Below are 21191 nucleotides of genomic sequence, written 5' to 3'. Positions count from 1 at the left end.
AGGAAGTTGGTTTCCCTTGTCGAAGATGAAACCCACGACATACCGTGCCGTGGGTTTCACTTTTGTGTTTTCCTGATCAGGAGGGATCAGATTGGAGTTTGCTCTGGCATTATGGAAAATGCCTTTGGAGTCCTGGAAGCTGCTTTTGGTACACCCGTTTTGGCTGGCAGCGGTGATTCTCGTCGCCTGGCAGGTTGGATGGAAAAGCCTGCGGGAACATATGCGGTTCGGTAAGCATCTCCATCCGCCGACTCCCTTGTTGTTGCGCATATTGGCAGAAGGGGCCGTCGCCGGGTTGCTGTTATCCTGGGGATTTTCTTTCATCAGTCTGCCGTTTCGTTTGGTGGATGTGGCCTGGTTATGGGTGGTTACATTGTGCCTGGCGTGTTTCCGATTGCGCTTTGCCTGTCTTTCGTATGCCGTCGGTTTGATCAGTCTGCTCAGTCTGGTCATACGGGAGCTGCCCGCTGGAACGCTTTCCGGCACAGGAGAGTTGCTGGCCGGCCTGCTTCGGGAATATCCGGTGCTGAATTGGCTGTGGCTGGTAGCGCTCCTGCATATGGTAGAGTGGCTGTTGGTTCGGATCGATGGCGAAGCGGGAAGCACCCCGGTGGTCGCAAAAGATGTGAACGGCCAGCGGGTGGGGGGTTACCTGTGGTGCAAAATCTGGCCCATCCCCATGGTCGTGCAGACAGCGGCCGGTTGGCTGCCGCTTCCCGTCTTGACGGGATACTCCCGTCTCAACTTGTCTCGGCAGCCCTTGCAGCAAAAGCGGCGCTCGTCTTCCTTCGTATTTTTCTACGCCCTGACCTTGGCCGTGCTTACCGGGGTGTCGATGGTTTGGAAGCCCGGCGTATGGTTGGCCGCCGGTTACTGCCTCGCCGGGCACGAAGCGATTCATGTGATAGGCCGGTTTCGTGAACGGCACCGCACCCCTCTCTATGCAAAAGTGGAGCAAGGGCTGAAAGTATGGGCCGTACTTCCTCATACCCCTGCAGAGGAAATGGGATGGAAGCCGGGGGAAACAGTTTTGCGGGTCAATGGAGCGGAGGTGTCGACACTGGAAGAGTTGCGGGAAAGCCTGGACAAGTCTCCCGCCTTTTGCAAAATGGAGGGACTGGATGTCCACGGGGAAGCCAAATTGGCCCAGCGCTCCATGTATGAAGGGGACCCGCCTCATCTCGGCATTGTGGCAGCCCCCGAACCCGGTCCGGTGAAGCGATGGTGCCGCACTTCCAAGGAGGAAAAAGCGGAGGAAGCGGTATAGGCAAGATGGACGGTCTTGCACCGGAACAAAAAACGATCGGTGGCACTCCAATGTGACACCGATCGTTCTTGTTTCAGGGCTTTTCTGTCTTGGCAATTTCCTTCACCAGCATTTCCTTGATCTTGTTTCCTTCTCCCATGACGGCCACCCGGGGGGCTGAAAGCTTTTGCCTCAACTTCCTCCAGCATGACATAGGAAATAATAATCACGATATCGCCAGGTGAACCAGGCGTGCAGCTGCTCCGTTTAAACAGATGACCCCGCTGCCTCGGGGTCCGGAGATGACATATGTTTCCAAACGGGCCCATTATTGTTGTTCACGATCTGAACCTTTTCGTTGGGAGAATATTTACTTTTTCCATGATCTCCTCGTCAATGGTGACACTCCCCACATAGTTCAGGTTCGATTCCGTCACTGTCGCCCGGTGGATCTTTGATTTCATCACCGTCAAAAGCATTATTTCACCTTCTTCTTAGGATGGGTGCGTTTATATTTCTTTAAAATGTAATTGCGTGTACTGATGATGTTGGCATACATTTCCTTGTTTTTTAACTCTTTGAACATTTTTCGGAACATAGGGGATGAATTCATTTCAATAAACCACAAATTCCCATCATTATCGACAGCCATATCCAGAGCCAAAATTCGTAAGTCAAAATAAGATCCAAGCGCGAGAGAAATTCGTTGAGCCAGATCACCCAGCTTCATCGTCAGATCGACAATATTCACATGCCCATTATCTTTCAGTGCTTGGTCTAACGGCAGGACTTTGGCTCCTCTGATATGGTTGGTTACAATCTGGTCCTTTTTTGCCACTCGAGCCAACCATCCAGAGATTTGCCATCTTTCCCCCGGTTTATGCATTAAGATCCGTAGATCAAAGGGTGACCCATCGAAAGTGGCCAAATCAATTCCTTGTTGGACAATATATTTTTTGTTCGGGTTGATCTCATTTACGACTTCTTTCATCACTTCTTTCAAAGAGCAGGTTTTTACATCTTCTTTGTAGCTGTAGCGAAGTTCATAGAATGACTTCTCCCGGAACTGAGCCCATTGCTGTGGAGTGCTTTTAACCCGGATGATTTGGTTCCCTTTGTGGTTAGAATTCGGTTTAATAAAAACTACTGGATAAGCTTTTAGCATATCCTCCAATGCTGTGACAGAAAACCAAAGGGTTTTCGGAACATAAGAGGAGAGCCAGGGATCCTTCAGGAGCACTTTGTTGTATTTCATTTTATTGGAGACATACTTTTGAACAGCCAACCAAAACCCTCCTTCTCTATGAAATTTACATCCCGACTGGTGCTGACCCACACTACTGATACATCGCTTCAATATACTTCTGAGTGTGAAGGACTTTCTGGTACATTTGCTTGTTCCCGAAATCCTTAAACAACCGTCGCACAACCGGATTTGTGTTCGCTTCGATGAACCATACTTTACCTTTTTTATCGACCGCCATATCCACCCCTAAGACCCGCATCCCATAATAGGATCCAAGTGTGTGAGAGATTTGATGCGCCAAGTTGGCCAATTCCCTGGATATTTCCGTTTCATTCAGCTTGTTTGCTGCCAGCACCTTTCCCAACGGAACCAATTTTCCTCCTTTCGACCAATTTGTAACGGCTTTGTTGTTTGTGGATACTCTGGCCAACCAGCCGGAAAGCTTCCATTTATAACTACCAAATCTATTCACTCCTTCTATTATGTTTGTTTACAATATATATATATGAAGCTTTCTACTATTGTGTGCTCACAGTTGAGTGAGAGATTAAAAAAGGCGGATTTGCCGTCGGATCCTTTCCGATTCCATATCGCCATGGACACCTTTGCTTAAGCTAACAGCTCTACCTGCCTTTGCCATTCGGGAATTCTGGGCACAAAAAAAACGGCTACAAGAGCCGTTAGAGAAATGAATCAAAGGGATTCCAAATAAACCGAGAAGACCCCTTTGTTAAATGAGACGCCATCATGAAGTGGTTTACCCACATCGATGGGGATGGGCTTCGACTGGGGGGATAGACGACGAAGGTGTTGACCCCGATGGCCTGACCGAATAGATTGATCAGGGGATCTCCTGCTTCCGGGGGTGATGGAGTGTCCGGATAACGTGAACCGTCGCTCCCGTAACCAAGTTACCTTTTAATCGTTGGTATCCAATGATTGAGCTTCAAGAACCTTCTCGGATCCTGGTAGGTCGTCAAACCAACTCGCGTTTTCCGGAAGGTCGAAAACCATGAATTTACCGTAGAAGTCCGGGTTCCTAGCCTGATGGTACTTGAGGTAAATCTTGTCGCCCTCCACCGCGAGAATTTCGATCTTACCAGACGAATGGCTCATCGAGTAACGGACCCGCTTGCCGAGACCGGAGGTGCGGGCTTTGGCCTGTTCGATCACTTCGTAGGCTTTCCGGAAAGTGAGAACGAAGCCGGCGTTACCGGCCACAGGGCGGTTTTGGAAAAAGTAATAGGGAGTCACTCCGGCCCAAGATAGCTTGTTAAGGAGTTCGGCTAATACTTCTGGATCGTCGTTAATCCCCTTCAACACCGGGGTCTGGTTGACCAGGACGACTCCGGCTCGCTGCAGTGCGTCGATCGCCCGATAAGCCTGATCTGTCAGCTCCCGTGGGTGGTTAAAGTGAGCCATGACATGAATCCTTGAATCGGGCAGGGAATATTCCGACAGTGTCTCTATCAGTTCTTTATCCTCGTAAATCCGCATCGGATTGAAAGCAGGCAGTTTGGTCCCGAAGCGGATGATTTTTACATGGGGAATTTCCCTTAATCTTTCTAAAATCCCCCGAATTTTCCGTGTAGCCAGGATCAGGGAGTCGCCCCCGGTGAGGAGAACGTTGTTGATTTGTGGGTTTTTCCGGATATATTCAACACCTGGAGCCACATCTAGGGATGCTTCATGGATGTCGTTTCGAAAGAGACGTTTTCTGAAGCAGAAGCGACAGTAAGCTCCACACACTTCTGAGACTACGAGCAAGGCGGTCGTGTCATATTTGTGCTGACATCCGGGCGCGACATAGTTGATGTGTTCGTCTGAAGCATCCCACTTTCCATACTCATCTAGTTCAGCTTCGTTGGGGATAATCAGTTTATAAATGGGGTCGTTTGGATCATTCCAGTTGATCAGAGAGAGATAGTAGTTATTTAACCGAAAAACAAATTTGTCCGTAATTTGGGTTAGTTTTTCTCGCTTTTCTTCCGGGATCTCCTGTATCTTTCTGATATCAGTGATGTAACTAGGCAACACCATGGAATCACCCTCCAGTTATTTTTTCATCAACACCATAGATGGTACTAGGATAATGATTGGAAGGTTAAAAATATACTGCCTATTACAGGGTGTTCAAGTGAAAATCACAGTCCAAAGCGGTGACTTCTCTAAATGCCTATCTCAATTGGCTGGTTCAGACAGGATGGCTACCCTCCTCCCTATTTGTGTCACTACAATCGGTTCGAGGTGTTTGCGTATGTCCGCATTCTTGGAATTGCAACGTTCTTCCGCTTCCACGATGATAAAGCACTTCCGGAAGTGGGTAAGATGTGCATTGAAATGGGTTCCTTGAATACTTTTTCGGTCCCGTGAGATGTTTTTAACACTACATCATATATATTTTCACCTTGCCATCTTCCTCATCTTCTTAATTTTTCGATACAGGGTTCTGTCGGGTAGCTTTCCAAAATTCCCCTTTGTCAGCGGTTCAATATTTACTTCGTAAATCCAAACCCTGCTCTTGGTGTCGATTCCCATGTCCACAGCGAACTCTTTCAGATTTGGATACATTCGACTCACATTGTTGACGGCTTCAACAGCACATTTTTCCAATATCTTAATCATTTTTTCTTTTTTTCTTCTGGAATAATTCAAATGTCGGAAAAAAAGTTTCTCAACAGACGTCGGAGTACCGCCCAAATGAGATGTAGTCACAACACTACCCCGTTCCCCCAACCTTCCACAAATCCCACAAACTTTCCATTTACCATGGATTCTTACTAAATGGCAACGTAGATCAAAGTGTCGTCCATCCTTTGTCACACTGTCAATAGCTTGTTGGATGATATATCTTTTGTCTTTTATCATATGGTTCACTTTTGTCCAAATATACTTGTGATTCACATATTTGCTGCGGGATCCGGACCTTATTTTAAAACGGTTACCTTTTAATCTCTCAACCCGCAGCACTCCCCTGGATTTCCTTCCCCGATCCGGTTTAAGGTAGACCTTGCTATGTTTCTTTATCATCTGTTTAAACGACTTTTTATAAAACAGCTCCGTTTCCGGAATATGGACGGAGACCTCGGGAGTGTGAAGAAGCTGGTAAGCTACTGCCAGCTTGCTTTTTACGTGGTGTTTTTTAATAGACATGATATCACCTTTCAAACGATCAAATATTTAGCTTCAATATATCTTTGATACCAGGAATGTCGATTAACCGACCGAAACAGGAAAAAGCCCCCACAATGTTGACCGATTCACGTAAGGCAGGAATACTGTCACCGTTGGATTGTTGAGCGTTGCTGGGTGGATGGATCACTACCGTCGGTTTTCGATTGAGTATAAACGCTGAAGTAAAAAGAAAGATTTAGGATAAACTTCATTGAGACTCACGAGATCTGTAGTAGGGTATCTTGTTTCATAGGATGCTCCTTTGTGTTACGTGTTTTGAAGTTGGCCCTTCAAAATGATTGTTCACGAAGGAGCTTCTTTTTTTCAATCATTGGCTAATCGACAGGCCCGATTTGATAGAGCTTATCATTTATTTTATTTCTCAAAGCCACACGCGGAAGGGCTGAAGTGAAAGGCTACCGTACCGGAAAATACGAATGGTACGATCACACATCCGATAGCTGTATCCGGTATTTCCGTCAGAACTAGAACAATCCCATATACTCCCGGACTCTAAGGTCCGGGAGTTTTCTCCAAAGCTGTGAGTCCTGCAGAAAACACCCTACCTCAGTCATGATTGGAACCCGGAAAGGTGCTTGGCATATTCCATTGGATTGCGGAAAGCTTGGTCGATGGTTTTCCTGTCAAAGGATTTATATAGCGAATCCTTCGCCGGTTTGGCATTGGATTCAATGAAATAGATATTCTCCGATGCGTCCAGACCAAAGTCGATTCCCATTTCTCCGAAAGGCCCGTATATATCTTCAATCCTGCGGTAGATCAGGGTCAGAAATCGATGGATTTTCCCTTCCAGTTTATCCGAATAATGTTTACCGTGAGCTTTTATAAACTCATCCAAACGTACAATATTGGACCCCGTCCGTGAACTGGTGATGGGAGATCCTTCTTTTCCCAAGCGAACCGCTATGGAGTTGATCTCCAACTCCCCTTTTCCGTTCCTTTGTACAGTGGCGCGCATATCTACGTTTCCATTATCCACCTTAACCAGTTGGATGCCCTGTTGCATAATAATTTTATCATCCCCAAAAAAATTAACGGCTTTTTTATTCACTCTTTGCAGAGAGAATGAATGACCGGTCTTCAGTTTATTCCTGTATACACTGTATTTGTACTTCGGTCCTTCTGACTCCAATCGCATAATTCGGGTCCCCATACTGCCGACGGTGGCTTTCAAGTAGATGACGGGGTGTTTCTTCAGCATTTTCTTCAAATAAAAAGGTTTGTATTTGTGGGTTTCCGGCAGATAATCTTTGACGTCTTTATAACGATTCAACTGGCGGAATAAATCCCATTTGTCAAAATAATGAACCGCATTTACTTTGGCAATCTTCATCTCCGCCATCTTCTTTCTGGCCCGGACATGTCGTTCATATTTCCGGTAAGCTCTTCCGCTAGCCCGGTCATAAAGAACATCGGGAAAAGGAAACATCCGTTTCTCCCATTTTTGGGATGCAGGATTGAAAACGGTCCCCTTGACCATTTTTTTATTCCACAGCAGGTCCCGGACACTGAAATGGTACAGAATTGTTCCCGCTTTAACGCTCGCCTTCAAGATCTCCGAGGTACGGAAGGAAGCGTCCTGCTGATTTAACTGGCGGATATGTTCCCGGCTGGTGAACACTCCGATCAAGGGCCCCAATTGCAGGATTTTACCGACCTTTACGTAACATTCCGTCCCGTTGAACAAACCGCTTTCTGATAGGAGATCTTCGGACAACAGAATCTTTTTGTCGGATGAGTGCTGGATTACTCCTATCGGTGTTTCCCACTTCCCCACTTTCAGCCTGATCTCCGAAGATGGATTCAATTGGCTAAAACATGGGTCGGGTAGGGAAACAGTTTTCTGGGAACCCTTCAATAATCCAACTTGTATTGGGTAAACTGACTTTTTCCCCATAGACTAAAATCCCATCCTTCCTGTGACGTTGATTTACCCTATGCTCCTTTCTTATCAATTGCTTGGACTTTGGTTGCTAACCAGTGCAGTGGAATCGATTAAAAAAAAAATCCGCAGATGACATCGTCTTTTGCGGATCGGTGTTCCTCCTAAAACCGCCGGATCGGTTTTTAAAAAATCAGGCTTTCCAAGTAAAGATACGAGCCGGGACCTCTTCCGTTCCCTTTCAATAAATTAATAATAATTACGATAGTAAGGGGTTCTTTAATGAAGAAAACAACGAAATTAAAAGAGATTATTCAATCGAATGATCCAGAATTTATCATGGAAGCTCATAACGGGATATCTGCAAAAATCGTGGAAGAGACTGGGTTTAAAGGGATTTGGGCCAGCGGTCTCACCATCTCCGCAAGCTTGGGTGTCAGAGATAATAATGAAGCTTCCTGGACACAAGTACTGGATGTATTAGAGTTTATGAGTGACGCCACCTCCATTCCCATCTTGCTGGATGGAGATACGGGATACGGAAACTTCAATAACGCCCGGCGTCTGGTTAAAAAATTAGAGCAACGAAATATAGCAGGTGTTTGTATTGAAGATAAACTCTTTCCCAAAACCAACTCCTTTATTAACGGAGAAGCCCAACCTCTTGCCGATATAGAGGAGTTTTGCGGCAAGATCAAAGCGATGAAAGACACCCAACAGGATGATGACTTCATTGTAGTCACGAGAGTGGAAGCTTTCATTGCGGGCTGGGGTCTAAAGGAAACGTTACGAAGGGCGGAGGCATACCGACGAGCAGGTGCAGATGCTATCCTGATCCACAGCAAACGGTCGGACATCACGGAAATTGAGGCATTTATGAAAGAATGGAATGGCAGGCATCCCGTGGTCATCGTACCGACCAAATATTATTCCATTCCGACGGACCGGTTTAAGGAGTTGGGGATCCAGCTCGTCATCTGGGCCAACCACAATATGAGGGCATCCATCGTTGCAATGAAAAACATATCAAGACAAGTCTATCGGGAGAAAAACCTGATGAATGTGGAAGGCAAGGTGGCAACCATCGAGGAAATCTTCCGTCTCCAACAAGCGGAAGAGCTAGAGGCGGCGGAAAAGAAATACCTTCCTGGCAAAAAGAAGATGGAGTGATGACGATGCTGGATACCAAAGCATTTGGAGAAGAGCTGAAACATTTGGGTTTTTCGTTTTACAGTGGAGTTCCGTGCTCTTTTCTGAATAACCTGATCAACTATGCCATTAACAAATGCAAATATGTCGCGGCGGCAAATGAAGGCGATGCCGTGGCCATCGCATCCGGGGTCTGGCTGACGGGGAGAAAATCTGTGGTTCTGATGCAAAATTCAGGACTAACCAACGCAGTTTCTCCCTTGGTTTCCCTCAACTACCCCTTTCAGATTCCGGTCCTCGGTTTTGTCAGCCTCCGCGGGGAACCAGGTGCCCCCGATGAACCACAGCATGAACTGATGGGGCAAATCACCACGCAAATGCTGGATCTCATGCAAGTGAAATGGCAGTATTTGCAGGCCGATCTAAAAAAGGCAAAACAACAGCTATTGCAGGCCGATCAATGGATTGCAAAGAACCGCCCTTTCTTTTTTGTCGTAAAAAAAGGAACGTTTACTGATGAACCCCTGCAAAAACAAACACATCCCCAACATGTAAACCGTATCAAAAGCATAAAAAAGGAAGCGATCACGGAACAGATTCCCCAACGGTATGAAGCCCTTCGCAGGATCAGCACATGGAAAAAGAGCAACACTGTCCTGATTGCCACAACCGGAAAGACAGGTCGGGAATTGTATGAAATCGAAGATGCCCCAAATCACCTATACATGGTGGGTTCCATGGGATGTGCCGGTTCCCTCGGGCTCGGCATGGCGCTGACCGGGAAGGATCTGGAGATCGTTGTGATCGACGGGGACGGTTCTTTGCTCATGCGCATGGGGAGTCTAGCCACCAACGGTTCTTACAACCCGCACAACATGCTCCACATCCTGCTCGATAACCAGGCACACGACTCGACAGGAGGGCAAAGCACGGTATCACATAATACCGATTTCGTGGAGATCGCCGCTTCCTGCGGTTACACGAAATCTATTTACATTCACAACCTAGAAGAGTTGCATACTGCCATGCGTGAATGGAGACAAAGCGGCGGGCTGACCTTTCTGTACATGAGGATTTCCAAAGGTTCCCGGAAGCAACTGGGCCGCCCCAAGATCAAACCCTATGAAGTGAAAGAGCGGTTGCAGACATTTATTAAAAACAACTCCCGTGATTAACGGAAGGGGAAATCCCATGGGAAAAATCAAGAGGAACATCCTATTGACTCCCGGCCCCGCCACCACGACAGACACCGTCAAATACGCTCAAGTGGTACCTGATATCTGCCCACGGGAACTGGAGTTTGGCCGCCTGATGGAATACGTGTCCACGGAGCTGACACGTCTGGTGGCCGATCCGCGGGAATATACCACCGTATTGTTCGGTGGATCGGGAACGGCAGCGGTCGAATCCATCATAAGCTCCGTAGTGAATGAAGATTACTTGCTTATCCTTAACAATGGTGCATACGGTAAACGGATGTGCGAAATTGCTGAAGCCTATGGAATCAACTACATCGCATTTGAAAGTCCTCCTGATAAGTCCGTCAACTTAACCGCCCTCGAAAAACAGATTCAAACCTCTTCTCACAATATCTCCCATCTCGCCGTCGTCCATCATGAGACGACCACCGGTCTGCTAAACGATATTGGATCGATTGGACAACTGTGCAAGAAACACCGGATCGATCTGATCGTGGATGCCATGAGTTCTTTTGCGGCTATTCCGATCCAAAAGAAGGCGATGAATATCAGCTTTATGGCTGCAAGTGCCAACAAAATCCTTCAAGGGATGGCGGGGGTCTCATTCGTGATCGCGGAACGGAGCAAATTGGATGACTTGCGGCACAAGAAACCACGAAATTACTACTTAAATCTTTATGCACAATATCAGTATTTCTCAAAAACCCGTCAAATGCGTTTTACCCCGCCCGTCCAAACCCTGTACGCTCTTAAACAAGCTATTGTGGAGCTGAAGCTGGAGGGAGTGCAAGGAAGATATCAACGGTACGCAAAGTCTTGGGAAACGTTGATCAAGGGACTTTCCCGGCTTGGACTGGAATATCTTGTCCCGAAGCAGTATCATTCCAAACTCATCACGGCCATCCTCGAACCGGATTGTGCTGGATACGATTTCAATGACATGCATGACTACTTTTACAGCCGAAATATCACGATTTACCCTGGTAAACTCGTGGGCTCAAAAACCTTCAGAATCGCCAATATCGGCGATATCACCCATGAAGATATCGAAAGGTTTCTGAAATTGTTGGAAAGTTACCTAAATACCATCCATTATGTTCCGAAAGGTGGATAGCACATGAGTCGGGATATGAGAAAAAACAAATGGTTGAGATATTCATTTATGGCTGAGGATGACCGGTTAACGCCGTATCTCCCGAAAACAAAACTTTTTTCCCGTCGATCGTTACGGAAAATGATCGATAAATACAAACAGGTGATTCTGAAACCTGTGATCGGGCACCGTGGATTTGGCGTGATTTTGGTGTCGTCATCCGGAAACAAACGCTATAAAGTCCACACCGAGGATAAAAAGAAAAAGATTCGGGGATTCCGAAAGACGTATCGGTATCTCAAAAAGTTGATCAACTCCCGACCATATATGGTTCAGCAACGGATTCATCTTGCCAAAGTCGGTAATCGCCCCTTTGATATACGGGTGATGGTCCAACGCAAAAAGAAATCCGATTCATGGAGAGTGACGGGGAAAGTGGCCAAAGTAGCGGGAGAAGGGTACATCGTCACTAACAATAAAAGGAGCAAAGGGACCCTGCTAGAGGTTAAAACTGCGATCCAAAAATCTTCGCTGAAAGATCTTTCCGAAAGTGCCATCCTTTCTGAAATCGACAGGGTCGCTTTGCTGTCCGCCAAGATTTTAACCCTACGATACCCCAACCATCGCAATTACGGGTTGGACGTGGGAGTGGATCAGAACGGGCATATTTGGATCATCGAAGCAAATCGGCTCCCCATGACATCCCATTTCCGCAAATTGAAAGACCAAACGATGTATCGTCGTATCATGAAATATAAAAAAGGTTAAGGCCGGAGTGCTAGCCTGTTTCGATGATTCATATTTAGGAAGAAGTCAAGATGTTGTTTAAGAGCAGGGAGGCCCGCCATAGTCCTTTTCTTGTGTGGCGACAGCGAGCGGGAAAACCCAGCCCTTTCGGTCCGCCCGAAGGTACGTAGTCCGTAGTCGGAATGAGTCGCAGACAAACTCTATCCTCGGAAAAAGCAAGCTCTTCTATTTCGCAACAGGTAGAAGAGCTTTTTTGTGCAAAAAATAACACGCGGCTCAAAGAACGGATGTTCTCTTTATATTGCCAGGTTATGTTATAATGGATAAAGTGACGAAACAGAGGTGATTACCATGGGCGAAGCGTTGTTTCGTTTGGAATCGGATTATGAGCCCAAGGGGGATCAACCCAAGGCGATTGAAGCTTTGACCCGGGGAGTGCTGGAAGGGAAAAAGCATCAAACGCTTTTGGGTGCGACGGGAACGGGGAAAACCTTTTCCATCGCCCACACGATCGCCCGGGTGGGCAAGCCCACGCTGGTGATGGCCCCCAACAAGACGCTGGCCGCGCAGTTGTGCGGGGAGTTAAAAGAGTTCTTTCCCCACAACGCGGTGGAGTATTTTGTAAGCTACTACGATTACTATCAACCGGAGGCCTATGTGCCACAAACGGATACGTATATCGAAAAAGATGCATCAATCAACGACGAGATTGACAAGCTGCGCCACTCGGCGACCAGTGCGCTGTTTGAGCGGAAGGACGTGATCATCGTCGCCAGTGTGTCCTGTATTTACGGCTTGGGTTCCCCTGACGAATACCGGGAGCAGGTGGTTTCCCTGCGCGTTGGGATGGAAAAGGATCGCAATGCCGTGCTGCGGGATCTGGTGGATATCCAATATGAACGAAACGACATCAACTTCGTCCGGGGTACCTTTCGGGTGCGGGGAGATGTATTGGAGATTTTCCCTGCTTCCCGCAGTGAACAGGCGATCCGGGTGGAGTTTTTCGGGGATGAAATCGACCGGATTCGAGAAATTGATGTGGTAACCGGGGAAGTTCTGGGAGATCGTGAGCATGTCGCCATTTTCCCCGCCTCTCACTATGTCACCCGGGAAGCGGTCATGCGCCGGGCGCTGAAGGATATCGAGGAGGAGCTGGATGCCCGGTTGAAAGAGCTACATGATCAGGGCAAGCTTTTGGAAGCCCAGCGTCTGGAGCAGCGTACCCGTTACGATATGGAAATGATGCGGGAAGTGGGCTTCTGCTCCGGGATTGAGAACTACTCCCGCCACCTGGTAGGGAAGAAGCCGGGTGAGGCACCGTATACCTTGTTGGATTATTTCCCGAAGGACTACCTTCTCATCGTGGATGAGTCCCACGTCACCATTCCGCAGATCGGCGGCATGTACAAGGGAGATCGCTCCCGCAAGGAAATGCTGGTGGAACACGGTTTTCGCCTGCCGTCGGCGATGGACAACCGGCCGCTCAAGTTTGAGGAATTTGAGGAGCGGGTACATCAAGCGATCTATGTGTCGGCGACGCCGGGTCCATATGAGCTGGAAAAATGTCCGGAAGTGGTGGAGCAGATCATCCGCCCGACGGGATTGGTGGATCCCCGGATTCATGTCCGGCCCATTCAGGGGCAGATCGACGATTTGATCAGCGAAGTGCAGAAGCGGATCGAGCGGGATGAACGGACCCTGGTGACGACGCTGACCAAGAAAATGGCCGAGGACTTGACGGATTATCTGAAAGAGATGGGCATCAAGGTGCAGTATCTCCACTCGGATATCAAAACCATCGAGCGGATGCAGATTCTCCGGAGCCTGCGCCTGGGTGAGTTTGATGTGCTAGTGGGAATCAACCTCTTGCGGGAGGGACTGGACTTGCCGGAAGTCTCTCTGGTTGCCATCTTGGATGCGGATAAGGAAGGTTTCCTGCGGGCGGAACGCTCTTTGATTCAGACCATCGGACGGGCGGCTCGAAACGCCAACGGAGAAGTGATCATGTACGCCGACAACATGACGGACTCGATGAAGAAAGCTATCGAGGAGACGGAACGGCGTCGGGCCATCCAGATGGCTTACAACGAACAGCACGGCATCACTCCGCAAACGATCCGGAAAAAGGTGCGGGACGTCATCGAAGCCACCAAGGCAGCAGAAGAGCCTGCCGAGTATCAAGCAGCGCCGGATTTGGCCAAAATGGGAAAGAAAGAGCGTCGCAAGCTGATCGAAAAACTGGAGAAAGAAATGAAGCAAGCGGCTCGCGACCTGCATTTCGAACGCGCCGCCGAGTTGCGTGACATGATTATGGAACTGAAAGCGGAGGGAGCTTGATACCCGTGTCGCAGGAAAACATTGTGATTCGAGGAGCTCGGGTCCACAACTTAAAAAATATTGATGTCACCATTCCCCGGGATCAGTTTGTCGTCTTGACGGGATTGTCCGGATCGGGTAAGTCCTCCCTTGCCTTTGACACAATTTACGCCGAGGGACAGCGCCGCTATGTGGAATCCCTCTCCGCCTATGCCCGCCAATTTCTCGGACAGATGGACAAACCGGACGTAGACTCCATCGACGGCTTATCTCCCGCGATTTCCATCGATCAGAAAACGACCAGCCGCAACCCCCGCTCCACCGTGGGGACGGTAACGGAGATCTATGACTACCTTCGGCTGTTGTTTGCCCGGGTGGGTAGGCCTCACTGCCCCAAACACGGGACCGAAATCTCCTCCCAGACAGTCACCCAGATGGCGGATCGGGTGCTGGAGCTGCCGGAGCGAACCCGGATCCAGATCCTGGCGCCCATGGTAAGCGGACGAAAAGGGGAGCATGTGAAACTGCTGGAGGACATCACCAAACAGGGCTTTGTCCGTGTTCGGGTGGACGGAGAGATCCGGGATCTCTCTGAAGAAATCCGACTTGAGAAAAACAAAAAGCACACCATTGAAGTGGTCGTAGACCGGATCGTTGTGAAGCCGGGGATTGAAACCCGGCTTACCGATTCCTTGGAAACGGCCCTCAATCTGGCCGATGGCAAAGTGGTGGTCGACGTGATTGACGGGGAGGAGATGCTGTTCAGCCAAAATCTGGCTTGTCCCGAATGCGGCTTTTCCATCGAGGAGCTCTCCCCGCGGATGTTTTCCTTCAACAGTCCTTACGGAGCTTGCCCGGACTGTGACGGGCTGGGGGCGCGGATGGAAGTGGATCCCGAGCTGGTCATTCCCGACAAAACCAAAACGCTGCGGGAAGGCGCCATCGAGCCTTGGGTGGGCAAATCCAGCAACTATTATCCCTCCCTGTTGGAGTCCGCCTGTACCCACTACGACATTGACATGGACACGCCGGTGAAAGAGCTTTCCAAAAAAGAGCTGGATATCCTGTTGAAAGGAACGGGAGAGCGGATTCCCTTCCGCTATGAAAACGACCTGGGACAGTTAAAAGAGATCACCATCCGTTTTGAAGGGGTGATCAAAAATCTGGAGCGCCGCTATCGGGAAACCGGATCCGACACCATTCGAGAGCAAATTGAAAACTACATGAGCAACAAGGCCTGCCCCACCTGCGGTGGAGCCCGGCTGCGACCGGAAACCTTGAGTGTCCTGGTCGGCGGCAAAAATATCGCCTATGTGACGGGTTTGTCCATCCAGGAAGCGAAAGACTTCTTCGCAGATCTGGAATTGACGGAGAAAGAGATGACCATCGCCCGGGGAATTTTGAAGGAAATCCAAAGCCGCCTCGGTTTCTTGGTCAATGTGGGGCTTAACTATCTTACCTTGAACCGGTCCGCCGGAACCCTGTCCGGGGGAGAGGCCCAGCGGATTCGACTTGCTACCCAGATCGGCTCCAAGCTGATGGGTGTGCTCTATATTCTGGACGAGCCCAGCATCGGGCTGCACCAGCGGGACAACACCCGGCTGATCCGTACGCTGGAGCAGATGCGGGATCTCGGCAATACCTTGATCGTGGTGGAGCACGACGAGGATACGATGCTGGCCGCCGATTACATCATCGACATCGGCCCCGGAGCGGGCACCCACGGGGGAGAAGTGGTGGCCCAGGGCACACCGGAGGAAGTGATGAAGATGGAACACTCCCTCACCGGACAGTACCTCTCCGGCCGCAAATTCATCCCCTTGCCGGCCGAGCGGCGGGAGCCCAACGGCAAATGGGTGGAGATCCGAGGCGCTCGGGAACACAACCTGAAAAACGTCGATGTAAAGGTTCCCCTGGGCGTTTTCACCTGTGTGACCGGGGTTTCCGGCTCCGGCAAAAGTACGTTGATCAACGAGATTCTCCACAAGGCTTTGGCCCGGCAGCTGAACAAGTCCAAGTGGATCCCCGGCGCCCACGATAAAATCGAGGGGCTGGAACACCTGGACAAAGTGATCGACATCGACCAGTCCCCCATCGGTCGGACGCCCCGGTCCAACCCGGCTACGTACACCGGAGTGTTCGACGATATCCGGGATGTCTTCGCCTCCACTCCGGAAGCCAAGGTACGGGGCTACAAAAAAGGGCGTTTCTCTTTTAACGTCAAGGGCGGCCGCTGTGAAGCCTGCCGCGGGGACGGGATCATCAAGATCGAAATGCACTTTCTGCCCGATGTGTACGTGCCCTGTGAAGAGTGCAAGGGGAAACGGTACAACCGGGAAACGCTGGAGATCAAGTACAAAGGGAAGACTATTTCCGACGTACTGGACATGCGGGTGGAAGAGGCACTGGAGTTTTTCAAAAACATCCCCCGTATCAAGCGGAAGCTGCAGACCATCTATGACGTGGGTCTGGGTTACATCCGCCTCGGGCAGCCGGCTACCACGCTTTCCGGCGGGGAAGCCCAGCGGGTGAAGCTGGCTTCCGAGCTGTACAAGCGAAGCAATGGACGCACCTTGTACATCCTCGATGAGCCCACTACCGGGCTGCACATCGACGATATCGCCCGACTGCTCCAGGTGTTGCAGCGCCTGGTGGAGAACGGCGATTCCGTCCTGGTGATCGAGCACAACCTGGACGTGATCAAAACCGCCGATTACATCATCGACTTGGGTCCCGAAGGCGGCGACGGGGGCGGTACCATCGTCGCTGCCGGCACGCCGGAAGAAGTGGCGGAAGTAAAAGCTTCCCACACCGGCCGCTACCTGAAGCCGATCCTGGAACGCGACCGGGAGCGGATGGAAACCTACTACGACAACCTGGCCAAACAAGTCTCCAATCAGTGAAGGGAAAAGGAAGCCCCCGTCAGCAGGAAAGCCGACGGGGGTTGTTTTAGTCGGATAACAAACGGTGCATTTATTGTCCTCCTTTAAAAATGGAATGAAGAAGAAGAGCCACATTTTGTTTTGTATCATGTAAAATAGGCAATGTACAGATAGTTCGCTCAAAAGGGGGCAACCACATGTTTGAGCATACGGTGGAAACCGATAAAAGCGTGGATGAAGCGGTGCGAGCTTTGGAGCAATCTTTGGCCAACCATAAGTTTGGCGTGCTGTGGAAACTGGACATTCCTACCAAGTTGATGGAAAAAGGAATTCAGCTGGATCAGGAATATGTGGTGTTGGAAGTTTGCAACCCCGACGTGGCCAAGAAGGTGCTGAGCCGCAACCAAAAAGCCGGCTACTTTCTTCCCTGCAAAGTGGTGGTCTACAAGGAGAAGGAAACGGGTAAAACCCATATCGGTCTCACCCTCCCCACTGCCCTCCTGGCATTGACGGGGGATGAGGGATTGAAGCCGGTGGCGGAAGACGTGGAAGCCACGATGATCCGGGCGATCGAAGAAGCGAAATAACGGTGGGGGAGGAAAAGCGGAGTGCCGAAAGGGCTCCGCTTTTTGTAATGAAAGAGGAAAGGAAGAGTTCTTCATCACCGCCCCCATCTACGAGAAGTGGGAAAGTGAGCCGGTATGAACAGAGCGGATAGCTTTCCAGCCGTTACAACGGTTGAAAAAAGTATACCAAGGTGGAGCCGGATATTTGGTCAACCCGGCATGGAATGGACGCGCATGAAACGGTAGTCAGCCCCGTCATCGAATGATTAAAACGGCCCCAATGATCACTCCATGGGGCCTTGTTTATTACAACGGCTCGTTGGGCGTATCCATCGGCAGGTCGCTGGTGACCCCGTAGCGGGAGAAATAGACCTCCAACCGTTCCTGCCAGTCACTGCGGGTTCCCTCTTCCAGCAGTTCCAGTGTTTTGTCCGCGTTGATGCTGTCTTTTAAAAACTCATTTTCAATGATGCTCCGCACGACATCCCTTGGACCTACTTCTTTCTTTTCCGGAACGGGGTAGTCATAGAGGTCCAGCAGGGTATTCATCACATCCTCATAGATGCTGTCCAAGCCGTCCTCTTTTTCCAGAAAATCATCCATATCGAAGCTTTCCAGGTCGTTGATGTTTTCTTCTACTTTATATAAAACACCCAGCAGACGGCGGGCGATCTCTTTTTTTACCACGCTTATGCACCTCCGGTTGATGGGTCTGGCGATTCGATCATCTTTCGATTGTATTCCCCGAGACATGGAAAAGCAAGCGGTTAGGAATTTCTACGGCAATAAAAGATCTGCCAGGGTACAAAGAATGAACAAATTGTTCATAGAGTGGTCAAGTTGTTCATCTGTTTAAACAGTTTCCATAAAAAAAGCAAACACGGTCCGATGGGCAAAAGAGTCGAAGCTATCATAAAGGTTAGTCATCAATCTGAATATATATACTGGTATGATTTTTGCTCTTCATTGAAAACGACTGGCCAACATGGCTTTGACTAAGGAGGGAAATGGTTTATGACGACGGTTGTAGATGTCAAACCTACGGTTAGCGAATTTTTGACGGGGAAGAAAAAGATGTTCATCGGTGGCCAATGGGTTGAATCGGAATCAGGTAAGACGTTTGACACGCCAAATCCGGCTACCGGTGAAACGTTGGCTACGGTTTACGAGGCAGATGCCCGGGATGTGGACAAAGCCGTAAAGGCAGCCCGAAAGGCGTTCGACGAAGGCCCGTGGTCGAAGATGGCCGCCTCACAGCGGAGCCGGTTAATCTACAAACTGGCCGATCTATGGAAGAGCATCAGGAAGAACTGGCCCAGCTTGATACCCTCGACAACGGCAAGCCGATTCGTGAAACAACGAAAGCCGACGTACCGCTTGCCATCGAACATTTCCGTTATTATGCTGGCTGGGCGACTAAAATCGTCGGGCAAACCATCCCGGTCGGTGGACCGTTCTTCAACTACACGCGACATGAGCCGGTAGGTGTCGTCGGTCAGATCATTCCGTGGAATTTTCCGCTGTTGATGGCGGCATGGAAATTAGGTGCCGCGTTGGCTACGGGCTGTACGGTGGTATTAAAACCGGCCGAGCAAACCCCGTTGTCGGCTTTGTATTTGGCCCAGTTGGCCCAGGAAGCGGGATTCCCAGAAGGCGTCATTAATGTGATCCCCGGTTTCGGTGAAACAGCTGGCCAACCGCTGGTCGAGCATCCCGACGTTGACAAGATAGCGTTTACCGGCTCCACCGAAGTCGGCCGACTGATCATGCGCAAAGCAGCCGATAAGGTAAAAAACGTCACCCTGGAACTAGGCGGTAAATCGCCAAACATCATACTGCCGGATGCAGACATGTCTCGCTCTATACCAGGCGCATTGACCGGTGTCATGTTTAATCAAGGCCAGGTATGTTGTGCCGGTTCTCGTGTATTCATCCACAAAAAGGTATATGACAATGTAGTGGCCGACCTGGCATCCCATGCTCAAAAAATTCGCCTAGGTACGGGACTGGATCCCGAAACGGAAATGGGTCCGCTTGTTTCTGAAGAGCAACTAAAACGCGTAACCGGCTACATTGAAAGAGGTACAAAAGAAGGGGCTGAAATCGTCACCGGAGGCTTGCGTTCTCGTGACGAAGGGTATTTTGTGTCGCCAACTGTCTTCTCTGCGGTCGATGATGAAATGACGATCGCTAAGGAAGAAATTTTCGGTCCTGTGGTTGCAGCTATGCCTTATGAAGATTTGGACGATCTTATCGAACGCGCCAACAAAACCATTTACGGTCTAGCTGCAGGTGTCTGGACAGAAAACGTTAAGAGAGCCCATTATATCGCCAACAAACTCAAAGCCGGCACCGTCTGGGTCAACTGCTACAACGCCTTTGATGCAGCTTCTCCCTTCGGGGGATACAAGCAGTCCGGCATCGGACGCGAGTGCGGTTCCTACGCACTGAACAACTACACGGAAGTCAAAAGTGTCTGGGTGAACTTAAACTAGGACCGAACTTCACGCTGGTACAGCGAGATGGTGAAGTGTGTGTTCGTATTTTTCGACTAATGAAATTGTCAATCATTCCTTTTGAAAGGGGATATGTTTGATGAGAGCGGCACGTATCATTGAACACAAAAAACCTCTGAACATTCAAGATTTGCCCGATCCCCAACCGGGTCCCGAGGACGCAGTTATTCGGATCGAAGCTTGCGGGGTTTGTCGGAGTGACTGGCATGCCTGGCAAGGGGATTGGTCTTGGATCGGTTTGTCTCCCGAGCTTCCGATTACACCGGGTCACGAGTTTGGCGGGATCGTTGAGGAAGTTGGAAAAGGGGTAAAATCATATCGACCGGGCGATCGCGTAACTGTTCCGTTTCATTCAGGTTGCGGCCAATGTGAGTATTGTTTAAAAGGGGTACCGAACTTATGTAAAAATCTTGAGATTTTTGGTTTGGTATCGGGTCTGGACGGCGGGTATGCAGAATATGTTCTGGTTCGAAATGCGGATTTCAATTTAGTACGTCTTCCTGAAAATGTGGACAGTTTGACGGCTGCCGCAGTGGGTTGCCGTTTTATGACGGGTTATCACGGTGTTGCACGGGGTCAGGTTCAACCGGGTGATTGGGTGGCCGTTCAAGGAGCGGGTGGCGTCGGCCTTTCTGCCATTCAAGTCGCAAATACCCTTGGGGCTCAAGTGATCGCTGTCGATATTGACGAACAAAAACTCGAAACGGCCAAACGGGAAGGTGCTGTTGCAACCGTTAACGCCAAGAATGAAAACGTCCCCGAAGCAATTCAAGAAATTACAAAAGGCGGTGCACACGTCGGACTGGATGCGCTGGGCATTAAGGATACAGTTCTCAACTCGGTCCTGTCTCTGCGAAAAGGTGGCCGTCATGTACAGGTCGGACTTACCACGGCGGAAGAAGGCGGTTTTGTGTCTCTGCCCGTTGATCTCATTACAGCGTTTGAAATTGAGTTTGTCGGCAGTATCGGCAACCCGCATCCGAACTACCGCGGCCTGTTAGATTTGGTTGCGTCCGGCCGACTTAATCCCAAAAGATTGGTTGAGCGCGAAGTCGGCTTGGTTGATGTCAACGAAGTGTTCGACAATATGACACAATATAAAACGAAAGGCTTTAATGTTATAACGAAATTTAGCTGATTGCTAGAAAGACCTC

Annotated in this window: 15 protein-coding genes and 2 pseudogenes; 10 read left to right on the top strand and 7 right to left on the bottom strand. The window is 49.5% G+C overall.

What is annotated here, in order from left to right; all coding sequences use genetic code 11:
• Positions 1 to 91 precede the first annotated feature (91 nt).
• Entirely contained in the window at positions 92 to 1267 is a 1176-nt protein-coding gene (locus IEW70_RS01000; protein WP_188646064.1) for a hypothetical protein, read from the top strand.
• Positions 1268 to 1340: 73 nt separating this feature from the next.
• Here the strand turns inward: IEW70_RS01000 and panD are convergent.
• From panD to IEW70_RS00970, 6 genes and pseudogenes are all read right to left on the bottom strand, one after another.
• A pseudogene (panD, locus tag IEW70_RS00995) lies at positions 1341 to 1725 on the bottom strand (aspartate 1-decarboxylase).
• Positions 1725 to 2531, bottom strand: coding sequence for a YheC/YheD family protein (locus IEW70_RS00990; protein ID WP_229751713.1), 807 nt, complete (start codon positions 2529 to 2531; stop codon positions 1725 to 1727). The pseudogene panD and the gene IEW70_RS00990 overlap by 1 nt, the downstream one beginning before the upstream one ends.
• A gap of 52 nt (positions 2532 to 2583) precedes the next feature.
• Entirely contained in the window at positions 2584 to 2964 is a 381-nt protein-coding gene (locus tag IEW70_RS00985) for a YheC/YheD family protein (protein WP_373285884.1), read from the bottom strand.
• 446 nt (positions 2965 to 3410) lie between these two features.
• Positions 3411 to 4532 (bottom strand): KamA family radical SAM protein, encoded by a 1122-nt coding sequence (locus tag IEW70_RS00980; protein ID WP_188646062.1) that lies wholly within the window; start codon positions 4530 to 4532, stop codon positions 3411 to 3413.
• Between the two features lie 363 nt (positions 4533 to 4895).
• Entirely contained in the window at positions 4896 to 5645 is a 750-nt protein-coding gene (locus IEW70_RS00975; RefSeq protein WP_188646061.1) for a YheC/YheD family protein, read from the bottom strand.
• Positions 5646 to 6237: 592 nt separating this feature from the next.
• The gene (locus IEW70_RS00970) at positions 6238 to 7464 is read right to left on the bottom strand and encodes a YheC/YheD family endospore coat-associated protein (RefSeq protein WP_188646060.1); all 1227 of its coding nucleotides are present in this window, start codon (positions 7462 to 7464) and stop codon (positions 6238 to 6240) included.
• 387 nt (positions 7465 to 7851) lie between these two features.
• Here IEW70_RS00970 and aepX point away from each other — a divergent pair, with 387 nt between their 5' ends.
• The 7 genes from aepX to IEW70_RS00935 all read left to right on the top strand — a co-directional run bounded on the left by aepX (position 7852) and on the right by IEW70_RS00935 (position 17542).
• Positions 7852 to 8739: a phosphoenolpyruvate mutase gene (aepX, locus tag IEW70_RS00965; RefSeq protein WP_188646059.1), complete on the top strand. Its 888-nt coding sequence runs from the start codon at positions 7852 to 7854 to the stop codon at positions 8737 to 8739.
• 5 nt (positions 8740 to 8744) lie between these two features.
• Positions 8745 to 9893, top strand: coding sequence for a phosphonopyruvate decarboxylase (aepY, locus tag IEW70_RS00960; RefSeq protein WP_188646058.1), 1149 nt, complete (start codon positions 8745 to 8747; stop codon positions 9891 to 9893).
• A gap of 16 nt (positions 9894 to 9909) precedes the next feature.
• Complete coding sequence (locus IEW70_RS00955; RefSeq protein WP_188646057.1) at positions 9910 to 11031, top strand: 2-aminoethylphosphonate aminotransferase; 1122 nt, start codon at positions 9910 to 9912, stop codon at positions 11029 to 11031.
• Positions 11032 to 11034: 3 nt separating this feature from the next.
• A complete protein-coding gene (locus IEW70_RS00950) occupies positions 11035 to 11778 on the top strand; it encodes a YheC/YheD family protein (RefSeq protein ID WP_229751712.1) in 744 nt (247 codons plus the stop codon).
• A gap of 330 nt (positions 11779 to 12108) precedes the next feature.
• A complete protein-coding gene (gene uvrB / locus IEW70_RS00945; RefSeq protein WP_188646056.1) occupies positions 12109 to 14094 on the top strand; it encodes an excinuclease ABC subunit UvrB in 1986 nt (661 codons plus the stop codon).
• A gap of 5 nt (positions 14095 to 14099) precedes the next feature.
• Complete coding sequence (gene uvrA / locus IEW70_RS00940; protein WP_188646055.1) at positions 14100 to 16976, top strand: excinuclease ABC subunit UvrA; 2877 nt, start codon at positions 14100 to 14102, stop codon at positions 16974 to 16976.
• Between the two features lie 176 nt (positions 16977 to 17152).
• The gene (locus IEW70_RS00935) at positions 17153 to 17542 is read left to right on the top strand and encodes a DUF302 domain-containing protein (protein ID WP_188646054.1); all 390 of its coding nucleotides are present in this window, start codon (positions 17153 to 17155) and stop codon (positions 17540 to 17542) included.
• Positions 17543 to 17827: 285 nt separating this feature from the next.
• Here IEW70_RS00935 and IEW70_RS00930 read toward each other — a convergent pair whose 3' ends face one another.
• Positions 17828 to 18208: a hypothetical protein gene (locus IEW70_RS00930; protein ID WP_188646053.1), complete on the bottom strand. Its 381-nt coding sequence runs from the start codon at positions 18206 to 18208 to the stop codon at positions 17828 to 17830.
• 387 nt (positions 18209 to 18595) lie between these two features.
• On the opposite strand from IEW70_RS00930, the pseudogene IEW70_RS00925 reads away from it, so the two are divergent.
• A pseudogene (locus tag IEW70_RS00925) lies at positions 18596 to 20016 on the top strand (aldehyde dehydrogenase family protein).
• A 100-nt stretch (positions 20017 to 20116) separates the two neighbouring features.
• Positions 20117 to 21175: a zinc-dependent alcohol dehydrogenase family protein gene (locus tag IEW70_RS00920; protein ID WP_188646052.1), complete on the top strand. Its 1059-nt coding sequence runs from the start codon at positions 20117 to 20119 to the stop codon at positions 21173 to 21175.
• Positions 21176 to 21191 lie beyond the last annotated feature (16 nt).

It is taken from the genome of Marinithermofilum abyssi (genome assembly GCF_014641195.1).
Classification (GTDB): domain Bacteria; phylum Bacillota; class Bacilli; order Thermoactinomycetales; family DSM-45169; genus Marinithermofilum; species Marinithermofilum abyssi.
The sequence above is the reverse complement of the archived record's forward strand: the minus strand, read 5'-3'. Positions and strand labels throughout refer to the sequence as shown.